General features: G+C 42.0%; 13 protein-coding genes. 2 read left to right on the forward strand and 11 right to left on the reverse strand.

Annotated features, from left to right (window positions below):
• Positions 1–612: 612 nt before the first annotated feature.
• Complete coding sequence (locus AAEZ02_RS12595) at positions 613–1,413, forward strand: 3-hydroxybutyrate dehydrogenase (RefSeq protein WP_124012382.1); 801 nt, start codon at positions 613–615, stop codon at positions 1,411–1,413.
• Positions 1,414–1,563: 150 nt separating this feature from the next.
• On the opposite strand, the gene AAEZ02_RS12600 is transcribed toward AAEZ02_RS12595, so the two are convergent.
• Positions 1,564–2,508, reverse strand: coding sequence for an alpha/beta hydrolase (locus tag AAEZ02_RS12600; protein WP_124012383.1), 945 nt, complete (start codon positions 2,506–2,508; stop codon positions 1,564–1,566).
• Positions 2,496–3,680 (reverse strand): MFS transporter, encoded by a 1,185-nt coding sequence (locus AAEZ02_RS12605; protein WP_124012384.1) that lies wholly within the window; start codon positions 3,678–3,680, stop codon positions 2,496–2,498. Before AAEZ02_RS12605 ends, AAEZ02_RS12600 begins: the two co-directional genes overlap by 13 nt.
• A gap of 168 nt (positions 3,681–3,848) precedes the next feature.
• Between AAEZ02_RS12605 and AAEZ02_RS12610 the strand changes: the two genes are divergently transcribed.
• Positions 3,849–7,355 carry a hybrid sensor histidine kinase/response regulator gene (locus AAEZ02_RS12610; protein ID WP_351079006.1) on the forward strand — a complete coding sequence of 1,169 codons (3,507 nt, stop codon included), beginning with the start codon at positions 3,849–3,851 and terminating at the stop codon, positions 7,353–7,355.
• 103 nt (positions 7,356–7,458) lie between these two features.
• Here AAEZ02_RS12610 and AAEZ02_RS12615 read toward each other — a convergent pair whose 3' ends face one another.
• From AAEZ02_RS12615 to AAEZ02_RS12655, 9 genes are all read right to left on the reverse strand, one after another.
• Positions 7,459–8,130: a response regulator transcription factor gene (locus tag AAEZ02_RS12615; RefSeq protein WP_101034322.1), complete on the reverse strand. Its 672-nt coding sequence runs from the start codon at positions 8,128–8,130 to the stop codon at positions 7,459–7,461.
• Between the two features lie 169 nt (positions 8,131–8,299).
• Positions 8,300–10,579 (reverse strand): TonB-dependent receptor, encoded by a 2,280-nt coding sequence (locus AAEZ02_RS12620; RefSeq protein WP_124693469.1) that lies wholly within the window; start codon positions 10,577–10,579, stop codon positions 8,300–8,302.
• Positions 10,580–10,779: 200 nt separating this feature from the next.
• Positions 10,780–11,766 carry an extracellular catalytic domain type 1 short-chain-length polyhydroxyalkanoate depolymerase gene (locus AAEZ02_RS12625; protein ID WP_351079010.1) on the reverse strand — a complete coding sequence of 329 codons (987 nt, stop codon included), beginning with the start codon at positions 11,764–11,766 and terminating at the stop codon, positions 10,780–10,782.
• Between the two features lie 484 nt (positions 11,767–12,250).
• Positions 12,251–12,463, reverse strand: a complete 213-nt coding sequence (locus AAEZ02_RS12630) for a hypothetical protein (protein WP_351123315.1) — start codon at positions 12,461–12,463, stop codon at positions 12,251–12,253.
• A gap of 26 nt (positions 12,464–12,489) precedes the next feature.
• Positions 12,490–14,391, reverse strand: a complete 1,902-nt coding sequence (locus AAEZ02_RS12635; protein ID WP_351123318.1) for a hypothetical protein — start codon at positions 14,389–14,391, stop codon at positions 12,490–12,492.
• 1 nt (position 14,392) lies between these two features.
• Entirely contained in the window at positions 14,393–14,695 is a 303-nt protein-coding gene (locus tag AAEZ02_RS12640) for a hypothetical protein (protein ID WP_351123321.1), read from the reverse strand.
• Complete coding sequence (locus AAEZ02_RS12645) at positions 14,695–15,642, reverse strand: hypothetical protein (RefSeq protein WP_351123324.1); 948 nt, start codon at positions 15,640–15,642, stop codon at positions 14,695–14,697. The genes AAEZ02_RS12640 and AAEZ02_RS12645 overlap by 1 nt, the downstream gene beginning before the upstream one ends.
• Positions 15,643–15,667: 25 nt before the next feature.
• Positions 15,668–18,106, reverse strand: coding sequence for a hypothetical protein (locus AAEZ02_RS12650; RefSeq protein ID WP_351123327.1), 2,439 nt, complete (start codon positions 18,104–18,106; stop codon positions 15,668–15,670).
• A gap of 21 nt (positions 18,107–18,127) precedes the next feature.
• Positions 18,128–18,505 (reverse strand): hypothetical protein, encoded by a 378-nt coding sequence (locus tag AAEZ02_RS12655; protein ID WP_351123330.1) that lies wholly within the window; start codon positions 18,503–18,505, stop codon positions 18,128–18,130.
• Positions 18,506–18,520: the final 15 nt, after the last annotated feature.

Raw genomic sequence — 18,520 nt, forward strand, 5'->3', positions numbered from 1 at the left:
TAAGTGATTTATTACCTTGGCATGCCGATCTAAAAGCTTGATGATATCGGGCTCCACCGCTTAATTGACCGCTTACGGTTATACCAACTTAACGTACTGCTAATGCTGCGGCGTAGCTGTCAACGACCTTATTAAATCCACACATAAAGCGCTCTATTTTGAAGATTAACCAGCAAATCGTACTAATTAACCACAAGGTTGGTTAAGCGGTCTGATAAGTAAGCCAAAATCAAAATAGTTGACCTATTCCATATCAAACTTGTTATTTGTTTTACTAGCAAGGCGCATTGGCGTGTCAATAACAAGCCTATTGCAAGTTAATGCAACACAGTTAGCGGGATAAAAGACTGTTTGATGACCCTTTTATTATCCCGATCTGAGATTAATAACAATTACCGAAAAATGTAACCGTTCCTATGGTACTAAGGTGCCAAATAAATAGTCCTGTAATTGCTTTACTCTGAGGTACTAAATCTGAAAGTACTAAACCTGAAAGTACTAAACCTGAGAGTACTAAACCGGATTGTAGTGAATACAATTTCGCTATGAAACATTAACTGTGGGTGATCACATATGCTGTCATTGCCGCTATAGAATTGAGGAACGGATACTATGTCGACGTTACAAACAGGACTAAAAGGGAAAGTGGCGCTTATTACTGGCTCAACTAGCGGTATTGGTCTGGCGACTGCCCACGTGCTTGCAGAGCAGGGTTGTCATATCGTGTTACATGGGCTGATGGACCAAGATGATGGACTCTCTTTAGCCTCTGAATTTGCAGCTCAGTACCAAATAAACACTTTTTTTAGCAATGCGGACTTAAGAGATGCTAACTGCATACATGAGTTTATCAATAATGCGGTTAATGCCTTAGGGAGTATCGATATTTTGGTCAACAATGCTGGAATTCAACATACACAAGATGTCACTAATTTTCCGATAGAAAAATGGAATGACATCATCGCGATTAACTTATCCTCCGCTTTTCATACCATTCAAAAAGTCGTGCCTTTAATGGCTAAAAAAAAGTGGGGACGGATCATCAATATTGCCTCAGTCCATGGTTTAGTCGCCTCAGCGAATAAAGTGGCCTATTGCGCAGCAAAGCATGGGATTATTGGATTAACAAAAGTGGTCGCGATTGAATGTGCAGAGCAAGGTATTACCGTTAACGCAATTTGTCCTGGATGGGTTGATACGCCGCTTATCAGTAAGCAAATTGACACCATCGCAACGGATAAAAGCTTGAGTTATGAAGATGCAAAATACCAGCTGGTGACCTCCAAGCAGCCATTACCAGAAATGTTAATCCCCAGAGAAATAGGTGAGTTCGTGTTATTCCTTTGTGGCAATGCAGCAAGAGGCATTACAGGTTCAGCACTTCCGATGGACGGCGCTTGGACGGCACAATAAGCTTAGCTAACCTTATGTTTAAACGTTAGTATTTAGCAAAAAATTCAACCCGTATTCGCTGTGTGCGAATACGGGTTGTTTTATTTGCCGAGACACAGACCTTGCCAATCGATGTACTAGCCAAGATGATAGTGTTGCTTAAAATATGAGTTAGGCCTTGGCCATAAACTCAGCGATGCGCTGATAGGTTGTCATGCACTCTTGTTTAACCAAATCGTGCAGTAACATATAGGCATGGATCATGCCGTCAAACGAATAATGCTCAACATCCACACCTGCCGCGCTCAGAGCCTTCGCATAGGCTATGCCCTCATCTCTGAGCGGATCACAACCTGCAGTAAAAATGAGTGTCTTAGGTAAGTTAGCGTTAATGGTGCCAAGTAAAGGTGAAGCCTGTTTGATTTGATCAGAGCGTTGATCGGACTGCTTGAAATACTGCTCAAAATACCATTTGATGCGGCTAGTCTCGAGTAAAAATCCACAGCCATTACTATCAAGTGATGGGCTAGTTAATGTGTAATCGACACTGGGGTAAATCAGAATTTGTTGGTCTATATGAATCCGTTTATCGGTTAAGCTTTTCATGCTTAAACTGGTGCAAATAGCACCACCCGCACTGTCACCAATAATGGTGACTGAGTCTTGATGGTTAACATCATTGAGTAACTGCGCGTAATGTATTAATGCATATTCACAATCTTCAACCCCAGCAGGATAAGGATATTCAGGTGCAAGTCGATACTCGACAGATATCACCACGCACTGCGCAATACTGGCAAGGTGACGGCAAATAGGATCGTACAGCGCCACACTGCCACACATATGGCCACCACCATGAAAATGCACTAACACAGGCAAAGGCAGCTCTGGTGCAGGACTATAAACTCTAACCGGAATGGTACGATCGGTTAACGTAAGCGCTTCGTCGGCAATATAGCTCACCGATGGCGAGTCACTCATTAACGCGCCAAGTTTGTTTAAGTTTTCACGTAATATTGTCGGCGTAAATTGCACATTATTTTGCTTAGCCAAGGCGATATTACTGTTCGCTAAGGCTAGAAAATCAGTGAGTTTGGGGGATACTATTCCTCGCATAATATTAACTCCTTTGGTTTTCCGGTTTCTGGTAGAAAATAACTGCCTACAAACACAGTGCCACTGAGTAAGGTGATCATCACAAATGAGCTAAAATAGCTACCATCGCTTAAATCAACAAGCTTACCAAATACCCACAACACGATAGTAGAAACAAGATAACTGATTGACCAAAATAGGCTAAAAACCACAGTAATTTTTTGGCCTGTCATCTTAGGGAGCTCGTGAGGAATGGACACTAATGCAGTCACCGGGAAAAAGATAAAAAAGCCCAACACTATTGCACATAACGTTTGCAACCAAGACTCGGGACTAAAAGATAAACCGAAAACGGTGATAACAATAATCAACCCACTCCAGCGAAGAATAGGCAAGCGTAACGGGTTTTTGCGACTATAAAACATTCCTGCAATAGTGCCGACAATACCAAAACCAATCACCCATTTGCTTTGACTTATTCCCGCTTGAGGATAGAAAGTAAATAAACAAATGTAAAAAGAAAGCAGTCCTGAATAGGTAAAAGCATAAGCCCAATTAAATTTATCTTTTAACCCTTCTAGATAACCATATATTGCCGGCTCTGAACCAGATACATGGTTAGCGGGCGATGGCGTTTCAAACTTAACCAGTAGCCACAGCATTGCAAGTACCAAGCTAGCGGCAGAAAACAACACCAAGCTGTTTTGCCAACTGCCAGTGAGAGAGTTAATACTGGTCATTCCCCATAAAATAATTGCAGTACCTACGTTAAATGCCACCGCATTGAGACCATTAATAACCGGGCGATCTTCAGGCGAAAACCACAGCATCACTATTGGGTTGAAGTACACAATCATGAAGGCCCCACCTAAGCCCATTAGAAAACGGCTGGCCAGAAGTAATTCATAATTAGTCGCAAAAGGTGTCACTATTCCGATAACAATTAATAGCGCCGCGAGTAAAAATGCATACTTTATCCCGCACTTCACCGCCACATAAGCGGCGCCAAATGTGCCCACTATCTTAGCCAGAGTGACAGCACCACTGATAAAGCTTGCTGAAGCTAAGCTATCAATTTGCATCGATGCCATGATGCTGTTCATGCTGGCAGTGCCTCCTACCCATGCCATGGCAAAGAGAACATAACTCGTAAAAACCAGGCCTTCTACCAAATATCTATGGGTTATTTTCATAGGCGTAATGTGTACCTTAAATGACACTAATGTAGTTTAATCATGTTATCTGATGGGTATGGATAAATAAGTACTACCTTAGTGCACCGCGATATTAAAAATCTTTATCAAACAGGATGTCTAGTGTAGTTTCGCAAGGATATAAAATAAAAATCATTGGGGAATATCTTGCAGGCTTGGTTATCTATTGATACTTGGTTGATCAGTTCAATTTCGATTGCTTATCTTGCGATGCTATTTGTGGTCGCACAGTGGGGGCAAAGTCGCGCTATAAAAAAGTTAAGCCAAAAGCCATGGGTCTATAGCTTATCCTTAGGTGTATGCTGCACTTCGTGGGCATTTTATGGCACTGTCGGGCAAGCTGCCACAACAGGGGCATGGCTTGCTCCCATTTACATAGGTTCGATCATTTGTTTAGTACTTGCTTGGCCAATGCTAATGCGGACGTTACAAATAATCAAAAGCCAGAACCTCACCTCTATTGCCGACTTTATTGCCTGTCGCTTTGACCGCTCGCCTAAAATTGCCGCCAGCGTCGCCATTGTGTCACTGCTTGGGACCATTCCTTATATTGCATTGCAGTTAAGAGCTATCAGTACCAGTTTCGATCTACTTACTGGCACGTTTCAGTCTGGGATTAGCACGGCATTTGTGGTCACTATTGTATTAATTATCTTTAGTATCTTATTCGGCACACGCCAACTCTCCGCCAGTAAGCACAATCAAGGCTTAGTACTTGCCATCGCGTTTAGTTCTATCGTGAAATTATTTGCCCTTACCGCCGTGGGCATATTTGCCACGTTTTATGTTTTCGATGGTTTTGGCGACTTGCTAACTCAAAGTCAAAACATCAAAGAAACCACCCAATCAGACTCCACTTATCTTGTGGTATCACAGGTTATTTTGGGCGCGATTACTATCTATGCGTTGCCGCAAGAGTTTCACATGATGATGATTGAAAATAATCATGACAACGAACTTAAATCGGCTCGCTGGATGGTGCCGTTATATCTATTACTGATCAATATTTTTGTATTACCTATCGCATTAGCCGGACAACTTAGCTTCCCCGGTGGCAGCGTGGGTGCAGATACTTATGTACTGACGTTACCGCTATTTTATCAGCAAGCTTGGTTGGGAATATTGGTTTACATCGGTGGACTGGCTGCAGCCACTGCAATGGTTATTGTGGCAGCTATTGTGCTTAGCACCATGATTTCGACAGAAATTTTAACCCCATTACTGTTACGTCTACCAAAATTTAACTCTCAACAAACCCCGCAATTATCAGGAATCTTATTAAATTTACGCCGTATATCTATCGCCGTAATCTTACTATCGGCCTTTGCATTTGAACGTTTTATCAATCAGCAAAATCATTTAGCCAGTATTGGCTTACTATCATTTGTGCTGTTATCTCAATTTGCGCCAGCCGCTGTAGGCGCCTTATATTGGCGAAATGCAACAACCCAAGGGGCATTCATTGGTTTAATGATGGGAAGTATTGTCTGGCTTTATACCCTACTTTTGCCCGTTACATTTCCTGATGCACTATGGGTTAACTTTGGTTTATTTGATATAACTTGGTTAACGCCAACTGCATTGTTTGGATTAACCCATTTGGACAATATCAGCCACGGTGTATTTTACAGTTTAGCGGCTAACATCGGCTGCTTTGTGGTCATTTCACTGTTTAAAGAGCAAAGCGTTGGCGAGGTTTTACAAGCCGATTTATTTGTTAACAGAAAACAAGTTCAGTCAGAACGTCACTTATCTATAGATGATTTAGCCAGTTTATTAAATCGTTTTATTAATAAAGATGAAGCCGATACCCTGCTAGCAGAATCCAAAAAGCTCAGCGGTAAAGATCAGCAGCAACAACTTGTTGATTACACTCGCCTAAAACTATCAGGCGTACTCGGTTCTGCATCGACTAGAATGGTGATGAGCGCTGCTTCTCGCAGCCAATACGTGCCACTAGAAGATGTGGTTAGCATTGTCGATGAAGCGAGCCAAATCTTTGAATTTAACCGCGAACTGCTGCAATCGGGCGTTGAAAATATTGAGCAAGGCATTAGCGTTGTAGACGCCGATATGCGTTTAGTCGCTTGGAATCAGCGCTATATTGAACTGCTCGATTACCCAAAAGATTTTGTAAAAGCGGGACTACACATTGAGCAACTGATTAGATTTAACATCGACAGGGGGATCATTGTCGGCGACGCTGCCCACGAGCTAGTTGAAAAGCGCTTAGATCATATGCGCAGTGGCAGTCCACATCATTTTCAACGCATCATGCTTGACGGAAAAGTGCTAGAAATTCGCGGCCAAGCAATGCCCGGCGGTGGGTTTGTCAGTACGTTTTCTGATATTACTGCCCATATTGAAGCAGAAAAAGCCTTACAACTTGCTAATGATACACTCGAAAAACGGGTAGAAAGCCGCACCAAAGAACTTGAAAAAGCAAAAGCAGAAGCAGAAGCGGCCAATAGCAGTAAAACACGATTTTTGGCCGCTGCAAGTCATGATTTAATGCAACCCTTTAATGCGTTAACATTATTTACTGAGATGCTGAAGCAAAGAGTCAAATCAACCGAACTTCAGGATTTAGCCACTCATATCGAAGACTCATTAAACGTAGTAGAAAGTTTGCTATCAGACCTTGTTGAAATATCTCGCTTAGACAGTAACTCGTTAAAAACCGAAAAAAGTCAATTTGCAATTGATGATATACTCTCAACATTGGTCAATGAATTTAAGGCGTTATCGGTTCAACAAGGCATTGATTTTAATTACCAGGTCTCTTCCTGTTTCGTCCACAGCGATCAAAGGCTATTACGCCGAATTATTCAAAACTTTTTGTCTAATGCGTTTCATTATTCCCCTTCAGGTAACACCAAGCACCAACCAGCGCTTCAAGATACTAAGTCAGGCAATAAGGCAAAAGAGGCCATTGAGAACGCCGATTTTGTCCCTAAGGTTTTATTAGGTGTCAGGCGACTTGAGAACGCTTTGTTAATACAAGTTTGGGACAATGGACCTGGAATTCCTGTTGATAAACGACAGGCAATTTTTTGCGAGTTTGAACGCTTAGAACTCACACGTGAAATTCCAGGTTTAGGTCTGGGCTTGGCGATATGCGATCGTATAGCAAACTTATTGGATATTAAAATATCACTGCATTCTGAAGTCGGTAAAGGAACTTGCTTCAGTGTTGAAATACCCCGTGTCTCACAACAAAAAAAGTCTGTTAATTTACTAAACATCCCCGTCGAAGATGAGATCAATAGCGACAGCTTTAATATTATTGTGCTCGTTATCGACAATGATGATCTCATGCTAAAGGCAATCTCGTCATTATTGAGTGGTTGGGGATGTCATGTGATTACAGCCAAAGATCAATCTAGCGCAATACAGCAACTGGCGGATAATCCACAACCAAGATTAATCATTGCAGACTACCATTTAGAAGATGATAAAAATGGTGTCGATTTAGTACAATATTTATTGGCGAACCACAGTGAAATGACCAATAAGCAAACCACATGTGTTATTTGCTCCGCAGATCCCTCAGAAACGGTTCGACAACATACGAGCAGTGCTCAATTTAGTTTTGTACGTAAACCGCTCAAGGCAATTGCCTTGAAACGGATCATTAAACAACTGACACCATAATAACGAGTACATTTTTAGACGCTGCTTGTTGTAGACATCGCTTAGACAAAAAGGCCTCACGTTGCGGCATTTTATTTAACGGTTTTCAATCTAAATCAGAATATTAAGCATTTATCTGCCGATTTTCAGTTGAAGTGATCATTAATTGTTGAAACACCAGCCCTGCCTGAGTGCGATTGTACACTTCAAGCTTTAGCAAAATAGCTGAAACATGCTTTTTAACGGTGGTTTCTTTAATGTTTAAGTCGTAGGCAATTTGCTTATTTAAGCGGCCATTTGCAATATTGGCTAGCACTGTGTATTGCTGGGGGGTCAACTGAGCTAATTGTTTTGCCAGACGTTGATGCTCAGCGGCTGTATGTTGATCGGCGCTGATATTAGTGTGTTCGGGTAACCAAATCCCCCCTTCAAGCACGGTTTCAATGGCGGTCGATATTTGGGTTAAATTAGCAGATTTAGGAATAAATGCACTGGCGCCAAAATTGATCGCCTTGCGAATAATTTCGGGTTGATCGTCAGAAGACACCATAATAACGACAATATCTGGGAAGTGATTTTGTAATAAGGTTAATCCTGTAAAACCATCGTTTCCAGGCATATGCAAATCAATAAAGATAATCTCTATATCTGAATGTTGCTCCACGATGGAGATTAACTCTGGAAAATTTTCAGCCTCTAACACTTCAGCATCATTGAAATTTTTAAGTACAGCTTGGGTTAAAGCGGCACGAAATAGCGGGTGATCATCTGCAATTGCCACTTTTATCTGAGACATCGTCGGCTCCTAAAAAATTGCGCTGGTGTTGTTTATTATTTATTGATTATTGATTATTGATTATTATTTATTGATCGTCCAACACACGCAGACTTCATCATCTATAAAAAGAATAACCGGTTCTATAGTGAGCCGGCTATTCTTTAATAGGCAATTGACTCATTAACGCTTAGAACATATAGCCAACCGTTAACGAAATCGTCTCCGGATCGCCATAATAACCAATTAAGGTGTTATCGCCGCCAAGTCCTGGCGTAAAGTCTCCGTTGCCGGTTGGCGTGACAAAAGCGTAGTTACCAACCAAATACTCTTCATCAGTGACGTTTTTCCAATGCAGACCGGCATTCCAATGGCCGTCATTGCTATACCAATTCACCCCAAAATTCAGCAATCCGTATCCATCTTGGCTCAATAGGTTATCCACGACCGCTAAGTCATAGTCACTGCGGTAATAGTAATTACCATTAATGATAAAACTACCCACGCCGGCTTCAATACTATAACTAAAACCAAGGTTTGCTGTGGTATCTGGGGTGTTGGTAATAGTGTAAGTATCACTTATATCAATTTTAGTACCAAATTCATCATAAGAAATCACTTCATCAAACGTGGCGTCAATTAAGCCAAGATTTGCGAATAAATTAAGTGAATCTGTTGCAGCATATTCAACTTCAAGCTCTAGTCCACTGGCTGTAGACTTACCAATGTTGCCTAAACGCTGATTGAGGTCTGAAGCATCATCACCGGGTAATACAGTCACAAATTGTCTGTCTTTATGGTTGAGATAAAATACGGTTGCATTAACACGAAGATTATCATTCCACTCACTCTTGATACCAATTTCATAGGAATCGACCGTTTCAGGGTCTACAGCAGGTTCAGCTCCGGTTGCCCTAGGGTTGAAGGTGCCCGACTTGAATCCTTGTGAGTAACTGGTAAACAGCATCATGTCATCGTTAACTTGATATTCCAGACCCACACGTGGGTTGAATTTAGACCATGTTTCTTCGTCATCAAGCACTTTAGGTATTTGAGATTCAATTAACGCTTCATCGCGCACAAACCCTGGATACCAACCAGTTTGAGGATAAATGCTGTCGAATATCACCCCGTTATAAACCGTGGCTTCTTTAGTCTCACGGGTATAACGGCCACCTAATGTCATTGATAATTGTTCAGTGAAATCATATGAGCCTTGCACATAAGCGGCATAGCTTTCACTATTGTTACAACCACTCACTTCACGCGTTAACCCTCCAAACGCTTTAAAGGCTTCTTCTAAAATAGCATCGAAAACACCACAAGAATCACCGTCAAAATAGTAAATTCCTGAGACGACATTGAGATTGTCACCAACATAGTTTGCTTGGAACTCTTGGCTAAACTGCTCATCTTCATAAATGGCGGGGACGTCAAAAATACGTAGGCTGGTATTATCAAAATCGATGTTTGTTGGCGAATAACCTTCACGTTTGGCTGTGACTGACTTTACGCTCCAATTCTCATTGAGGTTATACTCAATGGTTGCTCCCCAGCCTTCTGTTTCCACCTTATTCCAGGTAGGTAAACTGGTATAAGAGTCATATTTACTGTCAGGCACTGGGGCATCGGTTAATAAACTAGGCAGCAGGCGATAACCACCTTTTGAATTTGATTCATCTTGGGTTTTATCATAGGTAAAGCGCATAAACAGGTCATCGGTAGGCGTATATTCAACGCTTAAGCGACCCGCTATGACGTCCTTGTTATAGTTTTCAGTATCTTGGCCCTCTAATGCTGAGGTTTTAAATTCACCAAAACCATCTCGATTTAAGCTGGCAAAGGCGAAACCAACATAGAGCTTGTCATCAACAATGGGGAATTGTCCTGCGACTTTAACATCCTTTTGACCAAAGCTACCTGCAGTACCTTTAAGGCTCAATTCTCCGTCACCGGTCATTTTCTTTGTGACGTATTTAATTGCACCACCGATAGTGTTTTTGCCGTATAACGTGCCTTGTGGCCCACGAAGCACCTCAATACGCTCCACATCAAGAATGTCTAGCACTGCACCTTGCGGACGAGCAATATAGATATCATCAATGTATATACCGACACCAGGCTCATAGCCCCAAAGTGGATCTTCTTGACCTACGCCACGAATAAAAGCGGTAAGCGTAGAATTAGTGCCTCGGCTAGATTGTAATGTGGTATTGGGAGAAAACTGCTGAATTTCAGTCATTACGCTGATGCCGTTTTCTGCCAGTTCTCTTTCACTGACAGAGGTCACTGCAACAGGAACATTTTGTAAACTTTCAACCGTTTTACGAGCAGTCACTTCAATGCGCTCTAAAACAGCTTGCTTGTCGCCGCTGTTATTTTCTTCATCAGCAGCAACGGCATACTGTGCAGTTAATACCGACGAAATGGCTAACGCAATACAACTCATTTTAATAGTATTCTGTTTCATACAGATCCCCGTGGTAATATTTATTATTAATGGTTTTGTTTACTACTCGTGTTGGTTTACTACTAACTGTTCACATATTGACTGTATAGCATTTTCAACAGCATTGAATCGGTACTATAGTAGTATGTGTTTTGGTCTATAAATTCTAAAAATATTAAGCTAATACATATTAAAAACATAAAGTTATCAAGATACCTTAATTAAACTCCCCAAAGCTTAATGATCTCAGTAACGCTACTTATTGGCGCTCTGAGTAGAAAGTCACTCTCTTCTCCACCATGTTTAATATCTGGATTGACAGCAATTCCGTGTCCGAAATCTTTGATGGTGATAAGTTCTATTAACGCCTTATTTTGAGCATTTTCCCACCGAGAAATACTGTAGCCAGATTCATTTGTGACAGTTGGGTTAGTGTCAGATTGAGTCAATATTTGCCACTGAAAAGCTAACATTTGCGCATTATTAGCGTTGACGACATTGTCCCTGTCTCCAGTCCAAATGCTTAATGAAGGCCAGCGAGTTTGCAGAGGATGTATTGTTTTAGCAAATTGAGCTAATTCCTCAACCGATTGTGACGGACCTTTTTTCATACAAGATATCGCTTTGATAAGATTATCGGCACAAGGATATGGCAACCCAGCAATAACAGCGCCGCCTTGAAATAAGTCTGGATAATTGACGAGTGCCGCACTAGCCATAGCGCCGCCAGCAGACAGTCCGATCACATATACGTGCTTTGTACCTAATTTCTCTTGAGTAGCCAGAATCATATTTTTTATTGACAGCATTTCGCCACTATCAAGCTGTGTATCTTGACTCGCAAACCAGTTAAAACAACGTTTCACATTATTTTGATAACTTTGTTGTGGAACTAAAACCGCAAAATTATTTTCCAATGCTAAAGAGGTCAATCCACTTTTATTAGCCAGTTCCACGCCATCTTGAATACAGCCATGAAGTAAGACAATCAAAGAAGCATTACCAGTACGCGGAACATTTAAGTTTTCACTAACCGGGAGATAAAAGCTTGTTAGGGCTCCTGGGTTATCTCCAAAACTTGTTAGCGGGACATAGGGCATCTCAGCGGCTTGAACAGGTAGCATCCAAAAGGTCCAACACAGGGCAAGAAGCTGCATAGTTAGACCATATTTTTTATTTCTCATTTCAGCAGTTTCCAAATTTGTCATAATCATAACTTGCTGAATTTTACTGCAAACTGCAATGGCACTTTAGATCCACATAGGAGAAAGATTATATTGGAATGACTCTAAACGGTGTGGTCGGGATAATACGAGTGGAATGGGAAAAGAGGTTTAGAAAACGGGTATATTAGAAACGACAAAGGCCTAGCATTTCTGCTAGGCCTTCTAAATTTGGCAGGGGTGGCAAGACTCGAACTCGCAACCATCGGTTTTGGAGTGATGTGTTAATAATAATAGAATCAATTACATTACTTAAAATTGTAGAAATAAACAGGCTCGCTTTGAGGTTGTAGGTTATTGATTTTAATAGATGGACTTTGATTTATTCTACGGCTTTATTCGTTGAATAATCAATTTGTTGAATAGCATCTAGCTATAAAATTTTGATGGCCGGTGGCAACGTATCGACTTTGAACCCTTAGGTGTTTATGAAAACACACCAAAGGCATATTCAATCAAATAGCTAACTCTAAACCTCTATCTCTACAAACGGCAAATCGGGTGCTGTCCCTAGCACCCTGCCGTCTTGTACGTAGATGTGATCGCCAATACTGCCAGAGCCTATGACTCGCTGAGTATGGTTGCTGGCGGTGCTAGCGGTGACAGTTCCGTCAGTGTTTACTGTATTAATGGTCATTATTAACCGTGGTTGGGCTAATGATTGTTGTAACTGCTTTAACATTGCCGGTCCTTAGATTATCAATTCACTTACGCTACGTGGCGGATCACGGTAATCGATTGGCTAATATCAATGTCGCCATTATCGCTGATAGATGCCGATATTGATGCCGAGTCACATATTCCTTTATACACTTCTGCTCCCTCACGAACGCCAATCAACATACCAGGTGTTACTGGCGGTAAGTCAGCCATAATCGGTAAGCTCATATTGATATTAAGCTTGTTGCCCGTGTCGGCCAGTGCATTGGTACCGGCTATTCTGGCGGCTTGATTATCAACAATTAGCTGAGCGCTGATGTCATCGGTGGCGATATTACCTGCAGTACCAGCGCGTTTTACTTTTGCGCTAATGCCCTGCTGCTCACCACGAAGCCAAACCACATTGCACTCGGTACCGATTTCTTTTGACTCGCTGTAACTGGTGATCACCGCATCGTGCACGGTTAAGTCTGGTGTTACACCATCCATTAACCACGGCACGGTTGGCCAACGTGGGACCACGGTTAATGCTTTGGTTTCATCATTCGATAGCAGCATGCAACCCAATTGGGCAACGGCTTCTTGCACTGCATCGATGGGTGATTTATTGCCAACGCTAAACGCGCCTGCAGGTACGTTAAAATCAACGATGCCATTAAGGGCAATTGTCCAACCAGTAAATTGCAGCATGTCAGTGAGTAAACCCGCAAAGCTGCGTGATGTTGCATTGGTATAACTTATCGGCAATACGTATGGCGTAGCTAGTTCGGCGCTGCGGCTGCGGCCCGTGCCACGGTATGTTTCATTGCCAAACACTTTACTGACACTTAACTGTTCAACCAAGCAATAAAACTCATAACCGTTAATGCCGATTTTGAGTAATTGGTTTTCAGCGCGGCTGGCATCGATGCGGCTTGAAAAATCAATACTCACTGAACTGGCCCATTGGCCACGGCTGCGGCTGATATTAATATTACTGATCACAATCGGTACGTCATCAGACACACGCACACACGTAATAGTTGGCTGCATTAAATAATACCTGCGCAGTTGTGGTTCAATGGGGGTTTCAAAGTCAAGGCTGGGTAGGCTTGGGTTGGCATCGATTAGCCCGCCGCCATCGTCAAAATAACAATACTCTGATGATGGCGTAAAACGGATCACTATTTGACTCTCTTTTTGAGTCAATGACTCATCAAAACGGATAGTGATTAATCCCGCCTGAGGTGGTCGATAATCGGTTGAACAAATCCAGCGCGGGGCATGTGGCCCCCACCCTGTTTGATACTGTGCATCACAGACGAGGCCGCTGTAACGAAATACATGCTCAATATTATGTTGGTTACCATCTTGCCATACAACACTCGAAAGCAGTTGTAACGCCGGCATATTCAACCAAGGGATAATGTTGTTTAACTGATGCTCGTTAGGTGCTTGCCATACGATCATAGTGTTCATTTGATGAATATAAGGCTGTGACCATTTTACCGTGATGTTGTTGCTAACTTTGGTTTTTAGCGCCCAAAATGGGCTGTAATTAATCTCTAATCCATTGAACGACATCCAATGCAATTGGCGGCTTTGTTCAATAACATCAGGTGTAGACCAAACAAAATCAACGGCAATAGCGATTTTTTCTGCATGTTCAGTTAATACCAGTTTGCGCTCGATATCTTTTACCTGACTCCAACGAATACCACACTCAATACCAATAGAGTTATCAATAGGTAATGGTGGTTCTACATCACCACCAAATCTAAGTCTTATTGGTGATGTACTGTTAATCCACGGCGCATCAAACCTTAAAACTAAACCAGTATCTATAAACTTGAGGTCAATAGGTGATGTTCTGTTAAGCCAAAGTTTATCAAACTTTAAAACTAAACCAGTATCTATAAACTTGAGATCAATAGGTGATGCTCTGTTAAGCCAAAGTTTATCAAATCGCATATTACTGACTCATATTTACAGTATTAGCATCAACTAACTCAGCCATTATACCGTCTTTAAATTTAGCATCATACACACCACCATCATCAAGTATACCAACTAAAAGTTTGTTTGATGTAGTGTATGACAGAGGTACTAGTGTTTTACTTATACCTGACGGGGGTCTAATGGTGTGAAGTAAACTCTGACCTGTACTACGATTAAGTATCATAATTCTTTCAGCGGCTATATCCATATCCACAGTAATCAACCCCATTGGTCTAGGTACAGTTGAGTCAACTTTAATCAGCAATAATTTGACCATCAGTACCACTCCGTAATATTAATCCAAGTGGAATTAAAATACCCGCGTAATAACATATAATCTTGACCATTCCAATTTTTGATAGTAGGCCATTGTTCATCACCGTAACCACAAAAACAGATATTGTATAATCCCGCTATAGTACCCCTAATGAAAGGATTTTTATTACTAAGACTACATTTTATACCGTCTATATCGGTGAGGGCTGGTGACGTAGTTCTCACGACTACGGGTATTAATACTGGTATTACACCTGTTAATTCGAGTGTGTCATTTGAATTTGTAAGACCTACCGATATTCCGTAATCTATTACGTGTGAGTTTTGTTTAGTATTACCATCAACGCCATACATAGAGGAACACGCATTGACTCCCTGATATGCCAAAGAGTGTGAATAGTTTGCAGCAGTTATGTCAGTGCGTGTATTATTAGCAAAAATGTTAAATCTAGTTATATCATTGATATAATTACTATCTAAATCGCCTATGATGTAGCTAACCTCATTATATGACGGTGATAGATAATTTAAATTATGACCGTCATATCGTGGTATAGCACAATATGAAATTGATGTACCCACAATCACCCACTCACTAGCTGAAGATAAGTTATAATGATTGAATAGGTTACTAGGGTGACTGAACACATCTAGTGCTGACATAGCTGAACCAGTTCTAAGATGGACTTGAGTATTTGGGTTGTTAGTTCCGTTTTCTGACCAATACTGAACAAACCCCCCACTACCCTCAGTGGTTGAGTTTCTAAAGGCTATTTTACTGGTCGCAACATCTTCAAAAGCAATCGACCAACCTAATGGTGCTTTTGTACCATATCCGTTAACCAAACATGCTTTTAGTACAGCTATAACCTCACTTGGCGTTGGACTAGCACTCATTTGTGGTGCGCCTACATCATCCCAACGATAAACTGTTACTGGTAATCCCATGATTTTTATTCCTTAAAGTTATTAATTATGATTCGTTACCACGGAACGCCAACACAGGGCGATCCTCATTAATTTCACTGTGACCGGCTTGCACTGAGCGCAGTAACATGACGGGTTTACTACTGGCATAAGTGGCAAAACGAATCGCCTCACCCGCTTGCCAGCCAGCACCAAATGCGCCTGTTCGAATAATAAAATACGGCGCGAGTGTTAGCGGATTGATTGGCCCAAAGTCGTTTAGCGTGTCACCTAATGCGATTTGACCAAGGCGTTTACCAACACATCTAAATGCAGTGGGGCTGGTGAATATCAATACCCATTCTTCATTGGTCGCGGTGTTATTCACCACTTCAATCGGAAAATCGACCACATTTAAATTGCCAGTTGCGCCATAGCCATCTTGATCCCAATTGTTTGACCATGCTGTCATGTCGCGAACCACGCCAACACGGGCTTGTAAATCACCAAGGTTTTGCACACTCGATACCGTTGAGCCAATGGGGTAAGTTTGGGTTAATGCTGATGCCAGCACTAACGCATTGGGTTTCACTTCGGTCACTAATACCGTTTCACCTATGCTGTCTGTCAGTAAAAATGGCGCAGTAAAGCCGCTAAAGTCACTGTTAATTGTCACCACACCCGTAGCTTTATCTACGCTGTAATACTGGTTGTCGAGTGACCATAGGCTTTTACTAGCCGCGTCGGTAATATCAACAAAACGGGCATTGACTCTGACGTTATAGGTTTGTGCCGCAGCAGGGTTGCTCACAATTTGGGTTTGGGTATGTTGCACTGAAATATTTTTCCACGGGGTAAAACAATTCACTACTCCATTATTTTTAATCCGCAGTGGATTTAAGCCATAAAGTTCAGGTGGTGGCGATAAGGTCACAGTTTCAGATATGTCATAGCGCAGCGTGGTTAAGTCAACGTTCTGCGTAAATGACAAACTGACATAACCATCGACAATCGTGCCGCTAATTCCGCTACCTGTAACGGTGCCGCTACCATCACTGCTGGCGCTGAGCAAGGTATTAGCTACCGTTGAAATGGTAAGGTAAAAAGTGTCTAAAATGGGTTCTGTCACACTGAGGGGAAATGATACCGTGTTATCACTAATGGCCTCGTCTTCAATAATGGCGTCATAACTGAGACTAAAATCACCACGGGCATCAATGTTTTTAGTAATAGCACCCGTGAGGTAATCAATGCTTGCTAATACATAGCCATTTGATTCACGCAGGTTACCGCCGGTTAATTCAATTAACTCGCTGATACCGTAATTAGCATCATTAAAGTTGGCAATAGCAAACACACTACCAACGACTAATTTTTTGGCACCTGGTAAAACATTAGCACTGTGGTAAACACTGTAACGTAATGATGAATACCAACTAATACCAAGGGTTTGCCCATCTCTAACATCGCGGCTATAAACAACACTTACCGTATTGCCAGTAATGCTGATATTTGCAGCCCACTCGTAAGCGCCAATCGCGGCAATATTTTGTAAACCATTGGCGGCAAAAAATGGATCATCGAGTAAATCATTGACTGTATATAAATAGGTGCTTTTGCCTGTTTCTGCAGGAACAGTAACCGACTTATAAATAAGGCCGCTGGCGACATCATTATCATCGCCAACGGTAATGCTATTGCCCGCACTGAGACTAATCGTTTTGACTTTAGGTAATAGCTCTGTTTGGGTTTCTGCAACCTCGATGACAGCGCTGCTAGACTCAGCCGTTAACTCACTAATACCATGATAAGTAATGCCATCATTTTCGCTGACATAGCGCAATTTAGTGCAACCCGTTTCACCGTTAATCACCACATCAAAATTGGGAGTATCAAACGGGATCGGCGGATTAAAGCTCACCACACCACCTTGACCACCATAAACGCTTTCTTGAATCTGGCAAAAGTGTTCAAAGCGTGGCCATCTAGCATCTTCATTGCCTTCATACTCTACTGAAATGACGATAACTTGGCCTTGGGCTAGACGTATCGTTTCGTAATAGTCTCGGCCATTGAACTGATAAATCGACTGCAGATAAGATCGCGGAAAGCTATCTTGTCCCGCTAATAAGCCAATTAAACGATTGCGGATTAACTGCCCTGCGACCACCGATGATTCAAGAATCTCAACCATATCCGTCATGCGATCAGCATCAGTTAATTTGTCTGTCTCAGCGAGTAATAAACTCACTAAATCATCCGTGGGTTTTTGACTGATAAACACATGGCCATCAAGTAAAACGGCGGTGTCAGCAGTGGCCAATGCGGGATAGCATTTAACAATATCTACCGCTGATTGCGAGTGGTCGATATCTGATATCGCTCGAAAGAGTTCATTGAGCTCACCCGATTGCACTTCAATTTTAGTGCGCTGACCGCCAGCATCGTCGCTAGTACCGAGCAGCTCGGGTTTAAATATTTTTAAATCATTGCGGGAAATGGTCATGGGCCACCTGTACTGAGTGAATTAAAGCGTAATAAATCGTAAAACCACATTCGTTAGTAGCGGGTATGCGCCTAGTTCGTCGTTAACATCATCGGCGGTGATCACGTTACTTTGGGTGTTATCCCACATCACATTAATGTCGGTGCCGTCGTGGTTAATCGTAAACTCGGTTAGGGTGGTAGCCGCATGGGCTTGCAGCTGCTCAAACTCACTGCGCTGCATCCAACCTGCTTTACTGCCAAGCTCCAACGTAATACCTGCAGGGATAACGGTTTGCTGAATATGCGGGGCACCGTTAAGTGCCCGCTTCATATTGGCCGCGACTCGCTGAGTATTATTGCGATTCAGCCACAGCAAGGGCTCGGTCAACACAATAGTGTCGATAGTGGTGTTAAACATAAAACCTCTGTTGTA

Source organism: Shewanella sp. T24-MNA-CIBAN-0130 (genome assembly GCF_040310185.1).
In the GTDB taxonomy this organism is placed as follows: Bacteria; Pseudomonadota; Gammaproteobacteria; order Enterobacterales; family Shewanellaceae; genus Shewanella; species Shewanella psychromarinicola.